At 63.5% G+C, this 13,017-nt stretch carries 9 protein-coding genes and 1 pseudogene; all 10 read left to right on the plus strand.

Annotation, left to right across the window (positions count from 1 at the left end; translation table 11 throughout):
- Positions 1-565 (plus strand): type VI secretion system lipoprotein TssJ (tssJ, locus tag F2P44_RS24260; RefSeq protein WP_187363417.1); only part of this gene is annotated, 565 nt, incomplete at its 5' end.
- Positions 562-1,950, plus strand: a complete 1,389-nt coding sequence (tssK, locus tag F2P44_RS24265; protein WP_167090151.1) for a type VI secretion system baseplate subunit TssK — start codon at positions 562-564, stop codon at positions 1,948-1,950. The genes tssJ and tssK, both read left to right, overlap by 4 nt.
- Complete coding sequence (locus F2P44_RS24270; RefSeq protein WP_167090153.1) at positions 1,947-3,281, plus strand: DotU family type VI secretion system protein; 1,335 nt, start codon at positions 1,947-1,949, stop codon at positions 3,279-3,281. The genes tssK and F2P44_RS24270 overlap by 4 nt, the downstream gene beginning before the upstream one ends.
- Entirely contained in the window at positions 3,278-6,904 is a 3,627-nt protein-coding gene (gene tssM, locus F2P44_RS24275) for a type VI secretion system membrane subunit TssM (RefSeq protein WP_167090155.1), read from the plus strand. The genes F2P44_RS24270 and tssM overlap by 4 nt, the downstream gene beginning before the upstream one ends.
- Complete coding sequence (tagF, locus tag F2P44_RS24280) at positions 6,904-7,608, plus strand: type VI secretion system-associated protein TagF (RefSeq protein WP_167090157.1); 705 nt, start codon at positions 6,904-6,906, stop codon at positions 7,606-7,608. The genes tssM and tagF overlap by 1 nt, the downstream gene beginning before the upstream one ends.
- Positions 7,605-8,702 (plus strand): annotated as a pseudogene (locus F2P44_RS36640) (serine/threonine-protein kinase); the annotation flags it as partial. The gene tagF and the pseudogene F2P44_RS36640, both read left to right, overlap by 4 nt.
- Before the next feature lie 563 nt (positions 8,703-9,265).
- The gene (gene tssA / locus F2P44_RS24290) at positions 9,266-10,315 is read left to right on the plus strand and encodes a type VI secretion system protein TssA (RefSeq protein ID WP_167090161.1); all 1,050 of its coding nucleotides are present in this window, start codon (positions 9,266-9,268) and stop codon (positions 10,313-10,315) included.
- Between the two features lie 75 nt (positions 10,316-10,390).
- A complete protein-coding gene (gene tssB / locus F2P44_RS24295) occupies positions 10,391-10,942 on the plus strand; it encodes a type VI secretion system contractile sheath small subunit (RefSeq protein ID WP_167090163.1) in 552 nt (183 codons plus the stop codon).
- Positions 10,935-12,443 (plus strand): type VI secretion system contractile sheath large subunit, encoded by a 1,509-nt coding sequence (gene tssC / locus F2P44_RS24300; protein WP_167090165.1) that lies wholly within the window; start codon positions 10,935-10,937, stop codon positions 12,441-12,443. The genes tssB and tssC overlap by 8 nt, the downstream gene beginning before the upstream one ends.
- Before the next feature lie 45 nt (positions 12,444-12,488).
- A complete protein-coding gene (locus F2P44_RS24305) occupies positions 12,489-12,965 on the plus strand; it encodes an Hcp family type VI secretion system effector (RefSeq protein WP_167090167.1) in 477 nt (158 codons plus the stop codon).
- Positions 12,966-13,017: the final 52 nt, after the last annotated feature.

Genomic DNA, 13,017 nt, shown 5'->3' on the forward strand with positions numbered 1-13,017 from the left:
TATCTGCGCATGTCCAAACTCGCTCATTTACCCGTCAATCCCTTGCAGGCCGCCGCGAAGCGGTCGGTTTCAATTAGGCGATACCGTGGCGGTCGTCAAGTTTCACCGAAAACGTCATAGAGCCGCCACGACCAAGGCCTCGCCCTATCGCATCGACTTCCAGGCGGCCCGTGACGTGAATGGCGATAGCCGCCAGCGCCCTTCCCCGGTCCAGGTCAAGGTATATGCGCTGCGTTCGCCGGCCAGCTTCCAGTCGGCCGATTTCTTTGCGCTGCAAAACCAGGCCGAAACGGTGCTGGGCAAGGATCTGGTGGAAATCGAACAGATCGTGCTGGCGCCAGGTGGAAGCCGATCAATCAAAAAACCGGGCAATCCTGAGGTCACCGCCATTGGCATCGTCGCTGAATACCGGCTATTGGAAAAGAATAAGTGGCGCGAAATAATTACCCTGCCAGATCCGAAACAATTGAATGCCTTTAAGTTCTGGCAAACCTTGCCCGATCAGTTCCTCTTGCAGGTCGGAATTAACAAGGGCGGTATCGCATTGATTCAAAAAGCCAAATGAAACCATATTCACCCAATCCGAATATCGCCAGCAGCATGCATCAACGCATAGTCTGGACCGAAGGCATGTTTCTGCGCCCGCACCACTTCCAGCAGATGGAGCGCTACCTCGAAAACTTCGTGCAATCGCGCGTGCTGCCTATGCAGGGTTTTCACTGGGGATGGTCACGCCTGGTGCTGGACCGGGACGCGCTTGCACTGGGAAAGCTGGCCATCGGCAGCGGCGCCGGGGTCATGCCTGATGGGACGCCGTTTGCATTTGAAGCGGACAATGCCCCTGCCATGCTGGACGTGCCGGCGCAGCTCAAGGATCAGGACATCGTGCTGGCCTTGCCCTTGTGGCGTGCCAACCGGCCCGATTTTTCCTGGTCCGATGAGACCCCGCCCCAGGACGGCGCCGGCAACCCCGGCTGGACCCGCCATGACATCGGCGAGTTCGAGATTGAAGACGCCAACACCGATGCCTTCGGCCCGGCCGTGCTGCAATTTGGCCGCCTGAACCTGCGCCTGATGCCCGCGTCCGCGCTCAATGCGGACTGGCAGTCGGTGGGGGTGGTGCGCGTGAACGAACGGCGCAACGATGGCCAGGTGCTGCTCGATGAAAGCTACATCCCGCCGATGCTCGCCGCCACTGCGCATCCGGTGCTGGAACGGTTTGTCTCGCAGCTGCACGGCCTGCTACAACAGCGCGGCGACGCCTTGGCCGAGCGCTTGTCGCAGCCTGGCAGCAGCGGCGTGGCTGAATTTGCCGATTTTCTGCTGCTTGAAGTGATCAACCGCTACACCGGCGTCACCTGGCATGCGGGTCAAAGCAGTCGTTTGCATCCGGAGATGCTCTACAAGGACATGCTGAAACTGGCTTGCGACCTGGCCACCTATACCTCCGACAAGCGCCGCCCGACTGTCTATCCGCCGTATCTGCACGACGACCTGCAAGCCACTTTTACGCCACTGATGCTGGAACTGCGCCGTGCGCTATCCATCGTCCTTGAGCAGCACGCCATCGCCATCCCGCTGCAAGAACGCGGCAATGGCATTCGCGTCGCGCAGATTCCTTCGCTGGAACTGATCCAGGACGCCGGGTTTGTGTTGGCAGTCAATGCCGATATGCCGTCCGACCTGCTGCGCACGCGCTTCCCGGCGCAACTGAAAATGGGCGCCGTCGAGCGCATCCGTGACCTGGTGCTCCTGCAGCTTCCCGGTATCGGCGTGCGCCTGTTGCCGGTGGCGCCGCGCTATCTGCCGTACCACGCCGGCTTCACGTATTTTGAGCTCGACAAGACCGGCGAGTTCTGGAAACAGCTGGAAAAGTCCGGCGGCCTGGCGCTGCACGTGGCCGGTGATTTCCCCGGCCTCTCCATGGAATTCTGGGCCATTCGTCAATGAACACCACCAACACCCTCGGTTTCGATCCGCTCAGCCAGCTGGGCCGGCGCGGCGAGCATTTTGTCGCCCCCAATCCTGGCGGCGCGTCCACCACGCCCGGCGCCGGAGCCAATGCCGCCGCTGCGCCGCCTCCCGGCCAACGTATCCACAGCGGCAGCAACCCGCTGGTGGCGCTGGCCAACCCGCTGCTCAATCTCATTCCACAGATTCGCACGACCGTGCATCACGCCGATCCGGCCATGCTGCGCGAGCAGTTGCTGGCCGAATTGCGCCAGTTCGAAACCCGCGCCCGGGAAGCGGGCATTGCGAACGAAACCATTATCGGCGCACGCTACTGCCTCTGCACCACGCTCGATGAAGCCGCCACGCTGACGCCTTGGGGCGGCGGTGGCGTGTGGTCGGCCAGCAGCCTGCTGGTGACGTTTCATAACGAAACCTGGGGCGGAGAGAAGTTCTTCCAGTTGCTGTCGCGCCTGGCGCCCTATCCGGCCCAGCACATTGATCTGCTTGAACTTCAATATTTCTGCCTGATGCTTGGCTTCGAAGGACGCTACCGGGTGCTCGACCAGGGCCGCTCGCAGCTTGACCTTCTCAAGCAGCGCCTGCTGCAACTGATCCGCACCCAGCGCGGCGAGCATGCCAGCGCCCTGTCGCCGCATTGGCATGATCCGGTCATGGCGGCGCGTGCGCAGCGCAGCGTGCCGCTGTGGGCAGTCGCCAGTCTGGTGGCGCTGGCCTGTATCGGCTTGTTCATTTGCCTGCAGTGGTCGCTGTCGTCGCGCTCCGATGAAGTCTATGCCGCGATCGACCAGTTGCGCGTCCCGCGCGTGCTCGCCAGCGCCGCCAAGCCCTCCCCTGCACCGCAAACGCGCCGCCTGGCGCAGTTCCTGGAAACGGAAATCGCCGAAAAGCTGGTCAGTGTGCTGGACCTGAGCGACCGCAGCACGATCATCATCCGCGGCGACAGCTTGTTTGAGTCAGGCGCCGCAACGGTCAGCAACAGCCCGGCGCACGCGGCCTTGCTGGAGCGAATCGGCAAGGCGCTCAACGCTGTCCCTGGCGCCGTGCTGGTGGTCGGTTACACGGACGATGTGCCGACCCGAGGCTTGCGCTTTGCGTCCAACTGGGAGCTGTCGGTGGCGCGCGCCGGGAGCGTCAAGAACGTGCTGCAAGCGCTGCTCGATCAAAAAGACCGCCTGCGAGCTGAAGGCCGCGGCGCTGCCGAACCGGCCGTGCCGAACGACAGCCCAGCCAACCGGGCGCGCAACCGTCGCGTCGAAATTACCTTAATGGTGCCGCCGTCGGCACCGGCCACCGGGTCCGCACCATGAATGTTGTTATGAACCTGTTCGGCAGCGTGGCCGGTGTCGTCTTCGGTCGTCAGCTGTGGATATTTTTTGGCCTGCTTGCCTTGTGCTGCATGGTCTGGCTGCTCGGGCCGATCATCGCCATCGGCCAGATGCGCCCACTGGAGAGCGAACTGGCGCGTTGGTGCGTGATCGGCCTGGTGTTTGCCATCTGGCTGCTGCGCGCGCTGTACCGCAACTGGCGCGCGGCCCGTCTGAACTCCCAGCTGCTGCGGCAAATCCGCACGCCCACCGCACGCGCCAATGCCGCGCCAGTCGCTGCCAACCCGCACCTGGATGAACTCAGCCAGCGCTTCCAGGACGCGTCCGAAAAGCTGCGCACGGCCAGGTTTGCCACCGACGCTGGCCAGGGCAAGCTGGCTTTCCTGCAGCGGTTCTCGGGCCAGTATCTGTATCAGCTACCGTGGTACGTCTTCATCGGCGCGCCCGGCTCCGGCAAGACCACGGCGCTGGTCAATGCCGGCCTGGAATTTCCGCTGGCTGAACAATTTGGCAAAGCCGCCATTCGCGGCATCGGCGGCACCCGCAACTGCGACTGGTGGTTCACCAATGAAGCGGTGCTGATCGACACGGCCGGCCGCTACACCATGCAAGAGAGTCATCGTGAACACGACCAGGGCGAATGGCAGGGGTTTGTCGACCTCCTCAAGAAATTCCGGCCGCGCCAGCCACTGAACGGCGCCATTCTCACCATCAGCATCGCCGATCTGCTCGGCAGCAGCGAGCAGGAACGCGCGCTGCATGCGCTCACCTTGCGCAAGCGCCTGCACGAACTGCGCGATCAGCTCGGCATTCAATTCCCGGTCTACGTCCTGATCACCAAGGTCGATCTGCTGGCCGGTTTTACCGAATATTTTGCGCAGCTGAGCAAGGAACAGCGCAGCCAGGTATGGGGCCTGACCTTCAAGCTGGACGCCGTGCGCGATAGCAGCTTCGATGTGCCCGGCGCTTTTTCAGCGCAGTACAAGCAACTGCTGGAACGCCTGTATGCCAGCCTGCCCGAGCAACTGCTGGCCGAGCACGACCCGCGCCAGCGCGAACTGGCCTACCTGCTGCCGCAGGAATTTGCCGGGCTGGAGGGCATCCTGAGCGAGTTCCTGGCGCACGTCTTCGTCTCGTCCAAATTCGAGTCGAATGCCTTGCTGCGCGGCGTGTACTTTACCAGCGGCACCCAGGAAGGCACCGTGTTCGACCGGGTCCTCGGCGGCATCAAGAACTTCTTGCAGATCAATACCGGCCAGCGTTCGCCGCAGATCGGCGAACCCGGCCGCAGCTTCTTTCTGCGCAGCTTATTGCAAGACATCATTTTCAAGGAAGCCGGCCTGGCTGGCATCAATGAACGCTGGCAGAAGAAGCAAACCTGGCTGCGCGCAGCCGGCTATGCCGCCACCGCCGTGCTGGCGATCGCGATCTCGCTCGCATGGCTGAATAGCTACCGCGCCAACCAGGCTTACGTCAACGATGTCGCAGCGCGCCTGCCGGCGCTTGAAAAACGCCTCGGGGCAGTAAAACTGAGCGACCGTGAACAGATCACCACCGTCATGCCGATGCTCGACGCCTTGCACGCCGTGCCCGTCAGCACTGTGCTCGACGTGGAACATCCAGCGCTGGGTTACCAGTTGGGCCTGTATCAGGGCGGCAAACTGCAAGCGGCGTCCACCCGCGCTTACGAACGGGCGCTGGACGACATGTTTCTGCCGCAACTGGCGCGCCGCCTGGAAGACAGCCTGCGCCAGGCCCCGAGCGGCGACGTGGAACTGAGCTACAACGCGCTCAAGGTATATCTGATGCTGTTCGACCAGGCGCATTACGACGCCGATTTCCTTCAAGCGTGGCTATCGCTGGACCTGGAACGTCAATTGGGCAAAGCCCTGTCAAACACCCAGCGCGACGAACTGCGCGCCCATCTGAAGCGCTTGCTTGCGCAACGGATCGTTGCGTCACCGTTTGCGATCGATGAGCCACTGGTGGCGCAAACACGTGAACGGCTGCTCACGCATACCCTGGCACAACGCGCCTACGGTTCCATGAAGCGCATGCTGCAAGGCAACAAGCAACTGCCGACGTTCAATGTTGGCACCGTGGTCGGTCCGCAGGCACCGCTGGTGTTTCGGCGCGCCAGTGGCGCCAGCCTGAATCAGGGCGTGGCCGGCTTGTACAGCTATCGCGGTTACTGGGAACTGTTCGCTCCCGGCCTGGACGCGCGCGTCGCCAAGCTGGCGGAAGAAGAGAAATGGGTCCTGGCCCAGCCAACAAGCGCGCCGGCGCGCGGCGATCACCTGGCCGCGTGGAGCGCCGAGGTACGCCGCCTGTACCTGACCGACTATATTCGCGTGTGGGAAGACTATCTGGGCGACCTGCGCCTGAAGACGGGCGGCACCCTGGCCCAGAACATCCAGGTCGCGCGCATCCTGTCGTCCACCGATTCACCGCTGGTGCGCGTCATGAACGCCGCAGCCAGGGAAACCACGCTGGTGCGCCTTGACGAGATCAACGGCGCCACCATCGTCGACAAGGCCAGAGACAAACTCGACAGCACGCGCTCGTCCCTGAGCCAGATCTTTGGCCAAAGCGAGCTGGCCAGCGGCAAGCCGGAGGCGGCCGCCGCGGAACGCGTGGAAATGCTGGTCGATACGCGCTTCGCCGCGCTGCGCGAATTTACGACAGCGCGCGCAGAAGGCAGCAAGGCCCCTATCGAAGGCATTGTCGAGACCATCGGCGAGCTGTACGCCCAGTTGACCGCCACCGAAACCGCGCTGCGCGACGGCGCCACGCCGCCACCGAATCAAGTGCTCAGCAAAATCCTGGCCGAAGCCGGCCGCCTGCCGACCCCGTTTCGCGGCATGCTGGGCGAACTGGCCAATTCGTCCGGCAACAACGTGACCCAGGTGCTGCAACAGCAGCTTGGCAAGAATGTGGCCGCCAACGTGGGCCACTACTGCCAGCAAAGCGTGGCTGGCCGCTACCCGTTCGTGCGCGGCTCCTCGCGTGACATGGCGCTTGGCGACTTTGCCCAACTCTTTGCGCCCGGCGCCCTGATGGACGAGTTTTTCCAGAAGAACCTGGCAAACCAGGTTGACACGGCAGTACGGCCATGGCGCTTCAAGGGCGAACAGAAGGCCCGTGCCGGCTACCTCGATTCCTTTGAGCAGGCAGTCGTGATCCGTGATGTGTATTTCGCTGGCGGCGCCCGTACGCCCACCATCCGGCTCGATATCAAGCCGGTCCGGATGGACGCTTCCATCGCCCAGTTTGTCATCGACATCGACGGCCAGGCAGTGCGCTACGCCCACGGTCCGCAAGTGTCGACGCCGGTTCAATGGCCGGGCCCGGCAGGCCGCAACCAGGTGCGCGTGCAGCTTACCGGCAGCAACGGCAGCAGTGCTTCCCTGATGACCGAAGGCGCCTGGGCGCTGCACCGCATGTTCGACCGCGCCAGCCTGGCGCCACAGCGCGACGCGGAAAAAATGCTGGCAACCTTCGACGTCAACGGCGCCAAAGCCGTGTTCGAAGTGACCGCCAGCAGTGCGCGCAACCCGTTCCGCCTGGCCCAGCTGGCCAGCTTTTCCTGCCCGGGAGGGGTGTGATGAACGGCCCATTCAACACGCTCGTCCACGGCACCGCAAGCGCGCCGGTCGGCTGGTTCGGCAAGATCCCGTCGGCTGGTGATTTCGTCCGGCAGCAGTTGCCTTACGCTCTGCTGGGCGATTGGGAGCACTGGCTGCAAAACGGTTTGGCGGCCTTGCAGCAAGCCGGCCCAAACATGCTGGCCACGCACTATGCCGTGGCGCCGCTGTGGAATTTCCTGCTCCCTGCGGGACTCGGCCACGACTCGGTTCAGCTCGGCGTCCTGGCACCCAGTTGCGATCGGGTTGGCCGCTACTACCCGGTCGCGGCGCTGTGGCCGGTGCCGGTAGGCGCCTTCCATAACGGCATGCTGGAGCGCAGCGATGAATTTTACGGTGCGCTCGGCCAGGCGCTGCTGGAGGCGATCCGCCACGGCCACGCCATCGACCGCTTGGGCGCTTCCCTGGCGCAGGTCAATACCGCGCCGATGAGCACCCGCGCCGCCGTGGAGCGGGACGCGTTTTGGCGCCAGGCACAGGCCGGCGCCCGTCAACACGCCAAGTCCAGTCCCGACCTGGCGCTGTATTTCGACGCCGCCAGCGCCACCAGTTTCTGGTGGACCAACCAGGGCGATGGCTCGCCCCTGAAGACCTGCACCCACACCGGACAGCTGAACAATGCCCTGTTCGCCCGCCTGTTTGGTCCCCAACAAGGATCCGTATGACCGATTTTTCCAACGCCAGCGTCCTGATCGAACCGGCAGCAGCGTCGGGTGCCGACACGCGCCCGCTGCCCAACGGCCACCGCATGGAAGAATTCGAAATCACCGGCGTGCTCGGTATCGGTGGCTTTGGCGTCGTGTACCGCGCTTTCGACCATGCGCTCGCGCGGGTGGTGGCGATCAAGGAATACATGCCGGCCATGTTGGCGGCGCGCCAGGGCGACCTGAGCATCGCGCTGCGCGGCGAGCGTTTCGCCGCCACCTTCAAAAGCGGCCAGGCAGGCTTTATCAATGAAGCGCGCCTGCTGGCCAAGTTCGACCATCCGGGCCTGATCAAGGTGCTGCGTTTCTGGGAAGCCCATGGCACCGCCTACATGGCCACGCCCTGCTACGAAGGCCTGACGCTCAAGCAGCGCCTGGCGGGCGGGCGCGCCCTCAGCGAAGCGGACATCATGCGCATGCTGGCGGCCCTGCTGGGTGCGCTTGAAACCTTGCACCGCACCCAATGCTTCCACCGTGACATCGCCCTCGACAACATCATGATGCAGCCGGACGGCACCCCGGTCCTGCTCGATTTCGGCTCGGCGCGCAAGCTGATCGGCGACCTGGTCGACGACGCCAGCATCATGCTCAAACCCGGCTATTCGCCGATCGAGCAATATACCGACGACCCGGCCTTTCCCCAGGGCCCGTGGACCGACATTTATGCGCTCGGCGCGGTCATTCACATCCTGGTGTCGGGCCAGCTGCCGCCAGCGGCGGTCGTACGCAGCATTTCAGACAACTACCAGCCGCTTGAAGGCAGCACCCAGCGCTACAGCGCCACCCTGCTGCGCGCCGCCGATGCGGCGCTGCGCCAGCGCATTGAAGAGCGGCCGCAATCGGTCGGCGCGTTTGCGGCCCTGCTGGGCCTGACGTCGGCCACGCCTGGACACTACAGCGCTGTCGATCCGGTGGCGCCGGTGGCGAGCGTTGCGGTGCCAGCGGCAACAGAAGCCGCGCTTCCAGCCAGCCCGGCACCCCCGCCAGGCGCGCCACGCGACGCACTTGTCAGGTCCGCGTCGGCCACGCCGCATAGGTCGTCCGGCGAGCGCGCCGCGCCAATACCTAAAGCGCGCTGGTGGGTGCTCGGCGCAAGCGCATTGGCAGTGGCGCTTGTTGCAGTGCTGTGGCTGGTGAACCTTGCGCCGGCCCCTGTGACGGCAAGCGCGCAGCTGCCGCAATCCACAGCAGGCATGAACGCTGCGGCACCGTCACGGATGCCCGCAACGCCAGTCGTGACGACCTTACCAGAGCCGGTAGCGCCTGCGCCCGAGGTCAACAGCAGCGAGGTATCGGTATCCCCGCCGCTGCCAGCGCGGACAAGCGAACCCGAAGCCCTTGCGCCGGCGGTGGTTGATGCCGAGCCCGCGCCCAGGCTTCCTGCCGCGCCAGTGCTCAAGCCAGTGCGGGTTGCGCTGCGTATCAGCCCATGGGGCGAAGTGTATGTGAACGGTAAAAAACGCGGCGTCAGCCCGCCCATGAAGTCACTCCAGCTGATGCCCGGTGACTACAAGATCGAAGTGCGCAACGGAGCGCTGACACCGCACCGCCTGCAACTGAAGGTGACGGCCGGCACAGCCGCGCCCGATGTTGTCCACGCTTTCAAGTCGGGCCAGCCATGAACCTGCTTGATGCTCCCTGCGCCGAGTCAGCCCTGCTCGGCACCTTGCTCGCGCCGGTCGATGAGGCATCGCCTTGCGGCCCCAACCTGGAATATGCCGCCCCCTTCCTGGCGCTGATGCACGCCGCGCAGCCGCGCGCCGAGCAGCAATACGGCGACACCATCATCGCGGCCGAGGCGCCGGACTGGCGTGAGGTCGCGCGTCAGGGTGAGCAGCTGATTTTGCAAAGCAAGGACCTGCGCATCGCTTCCCTGCTGGCGCAAGCCTGGACCAACCTGCAAGGCATGCAGGGCTACGCCCAGGGCTTGCGCCTGGTGGCAGGGCTGCTGAGCCGCTACTGGAGCGATCTTTACCCGCGCCTGAAGGACGACGGCGAGGACGACGAGGACATCGACCCATTCCCGCGCACCAATGCGCTGGCGCCGCTGTTCGAGCCACTGAGCGTGCTGCGTGACTTGCGCGCAGTGCCGCTGCTCGGTCCCGGCGCCCTCGCATTGCGCGAGATTGAATCGGTACTCAATCACAGCGCCCCGGAGCATGTGAACTACGCGGGTGGCCCTGACCGCCTGCGCATGGAACTGACGCGCGCCCGCCACGACCATCACCCTGCCCTGCTGGCCGTGGACGAAGCGCAGTGGGCGCTCGACACGATTGTCGCGCTGCTGCAGGAACACCTGGGCGCGGAATGGCTGCCGGAACACCAGCACGTCAGCAAACTGCTGCGACGCCTCACCGAAACCAGCGGCAGCGGCCACGCTGCCGTCGAGATCGCGCCTGAGCACGCAGCTGGCCAGCCTGCCGCGCCGTCAGCGCCGGGCACGCGCGCTCCAGACTGGCGCACACAGGAGCCGGGCAGCCGCGACGACGTGCGCCTGATGCTCGAAAAAATCTGCTTTTATCTGGAAAAGCACGAACCGAGTCACCCGGCGCCGCTGTTGCTGCGGCGCGCGCAACGGCTGATGCAGATGAATTTTTACGACATCATGCGCGACCTCGCGCCGGACAGCGTCAGCCAGATCGACCTGCTGATGGGCACCCAGACATGACACCGCAGCCCTCCCTTTTAGCGCATGTGCACACCGTTTTCGTCCAATTGACAGCTTTCACAAGGAGTTATTTCCATGGCTAACCCACGGGCCGCAAGCAGCGGCCAGAAATTCATCGCACGTAACCATGCACCGCGCGTGCAAATTGAATACGACGTCGAAGTGTATGGCGCCGAACGCAAGGTGCAACTGCCGTTCGTCATGGGCGTCATGGCCGACCTGGCCGGCAAGCAGCTGACCCCGCTCCCAGACCTGGCCGAGCGCAAATTCCTGGAAATCGACATCGACAATTTCGATGAACGCATGAAGTCGCTGCAACCGCGCACCGCTTTCCAGGTACCAAACACGCTGACCGGCGAAGGCATGCTGCAAGTCGACCTGACCTTCAACAGCATGGATGCCTTCTCGCCGGCCAATGTGGCGCGCAATGTGGATTCGCTGGCGCAGCTGCTTGACGCCCGCACCCAGCTGTCCAACCTGCTCTCCTACATGGACGGCAAGAGCGGCGCCGAGGAACTGATTAGCAGCGTGCTGAAGAATCCGGCACTGCTCGGCAGCCTGGCCGCCCGCCCGGCCAATGACAGTGTGGCCGGCCCCGCGGCCGTGCAGGGAGACGCGCATGAATGATTTTTCCGCCCTGCTGGAAGCGGGCGCCCCACCGGCCCACAGCACCAGCGCCGACAGCGACTTTGCGCTGCTGCTGCAAAAGCAATTCAAGCCGACGAGCGAGCACGCCAACCAGGCGGTGCAAAACGCCGTGCGCACCTTGGCCCAGCAAGCGCTGGCGCACACGGTGACGATGTCGTCGGACGCTTACAGCTCAATCCAGGCCATCATCGCCGAGATCGACCTGAAGCTGTCGGAGCAGATCAATCAGATTTTGCACCACGCCGACTTCCAGCAGCTGGAAGGCGCATGGCTCGGTCTGCATCACCTGGTCAGCAACACCGAAACCGACGAACTGCTGAAGATCCGCGTGTTGCCAATTTCGAAAAAAGAACTGGCACGCAACCTGAAACGGTACAAGGGCGTGGGCTGGGACCAGAGCCCGCTCTTCAAGAAAGTCTACGAAGAAGAGTACGGCCAGTTCGGTGGCGAGCCTTTCGGCAGCATGATCGGCGACTTCCACTTTGACCACAGCCCGCAGGACGTTGAAACGCTGGCGGAACTGGCGCGCATCTCGGCGGCCGCACACTGCCCGTTCATTTCCGCCGCCGCCCCGACCTTGCTGCAGATGGAATCCTGGCAGGAACTGGCCAACCCGCGCGACCTGACCAAGATTTTCCAGAACACGGAATACGCCGCCTGGCGCAGCCTGCGCGAATCGGAAGACGCGCGCTACATCGGCCTGACCATGCCGCGCTTCCTCGGTCGCCTGCCCTACGGCGCACGCACCAATCCGGTCGATGAATTCAGTTTTGAAGAAGACACCGACAGCGCATCGCACGAGCGTTACACCTGGGCCAATTCGGCCTACGCGATGGGCGTCAACATCAATCGCTCGTTCAAGCAATTCGGCTGGTGCACCTCGATTCGCGGTGTTGAATCCGGCGGCGCGGTCGACAACCTGCCGTGCCACACCTTCCCCACCGACGACGGCGGCGTGGACATGAAGTGCCCGACCGAAATCGCCATCAGCGACCGGCGTGAAGCGGAACTGGCCAAGAACGGCTTCATGCCGCTGGTGCACCGCAAGAACTCAGACTTTGCCGCGTTTATCGGCGCCCAATCGTTGCAGCAACCGGCCGAGTATTTCGACGCCGACGCCTCGGCCAACGCGCGCCTGTCGGCCCGCTTGCCTTACCTGTTCGCCTGCTGCCGTTTCGCGCACTACCTGAAATGCATCGTGCGCGACAAGATCGGCTCGTTCAAGGACCGCGATGAAATGACCAGCTGGCTCAACAGCTGGATCATGCACTACGTCGATGGCGATCCGGCCAACTCGTCGCAGGAAACCAAGGCGCGCAAGCCGCTGGCCGCCGCCGAAGTCCACGTGGAAGAACTGGCCGATAACCCGGGTTATTACGCCGCCAAGTTTTTCCTGCGTCCCCATTACCAGCTGGAAGGCCTGACCGTCTCCCTGCGTCTGGTATCGAAATTGCCGTCGCTGAAGAAAGTGGATGGCTAAGCAAGCACCAACCCTGCAAGTCTTTTCTCAATTTAGGAGTTTTACATGGCAGCAATGATGTTTATGAAAGTAACTGGCGTCACCGGCGAGGCAACCGATGACAAGCACAAGGAATGGAGCGACATCAAATCGTTCTCGTGGGGTGCCAGCCAGCCAGGCGGCATGGTCGTCGGCGGCGGCGCGGGCCGCGCCAGCTTCAATGACCTGCAAGTGGTCGCCTACATGGACAAGGCCACCCCGGCCTTGATCAAGAACTGCGCAAGCGGTTTGCGTCTCGGCAGCGTGATTGTCCACGTGTGCAAATCGACAGGCTCGAAAAAAGAGTTTTGCGTCGTCACGCTGGAAGATGTGCTGGTGACGTCGGCCCAGATCATCGGCGTCGATCCACAAGACACGCTTGAGCGTCTGGTCATGAACTATGGCTTCCAGGCTGCAAAAGTGCGTCAGGCTTATACCGACAAGCAAGGCAACGGCGCAAGCAGCCCAATGGGCTGGAACATCACCGACAACATCGAAATGTAATGTGCGGGGTTCATTGCGTCAAGGCGCAATGAACCCCATCTCGGCAAGGTTG

The sequence above is a fragment of the Massilia frigida genome (assembly GCF_011682175.1).
GTDB lineage: Bacteria > Pseudomonadota > Gammaproteobacteria > Burkholderiales > Burkholderiaceae_D > Telluria_A > Telluria_A frigida.

Bases quoted from the DNA above. Each gene is read 5' to 3' on its own strand.
- tssB (WP_167090163.1), top strand. From the start codon at position 10,391: ATGGCTAACCCACGGGCCGCAAGCAGCGGCCAGAAATTCATCGCACGT.
- F2P44_RS24305 (WP_167090167.1), top strand. From the start codon at position 12,489: ATGGCAGCAATGATGTTTATGAAAGTAACTGGCGTCACCGGCGAGGCA.
- tssK (WP_167090151.1), top strand. From the start codon at position 562: ATGAAACCATATTCACCCAATCCGAATATCGCCAGCAGCATGCATCAA.
- tssA (WP_167090161.1), top strand. From the start codon at position 9,266: ATGAACCTGCTTGATGCTCCCTGCGCCGAGTCAGCCCTGCTCGGCACC.
- tssC (WP_167090165.1), top strand. From the start codon at position 10,935: ATGAATGATTTTTCCGCCCTGCTGGAAGCGGGCGCCCCACCGGCCCAC.
- tssM (WP_167090155.1), top strand. From the start codon at position 3,278: ATGAATGTTGTTATGAACCTGTTCGGCAGCGTGGCCGGTGTCGTCTTC.
- tagF (WP_167090157.1), top strand. From the start codon at position 6,904: ATGAACGGCCCATTCAACACGCTCGTCCACGGCACCGCAAGCGCGCCG.
- F2P44_RS24270 (WP_167090153.1), top strand. From the start codon at position 1,947: ATGAACACCACCAACACCCTCGGTTTCGATCCGCTCAGCCAGCTGGGC.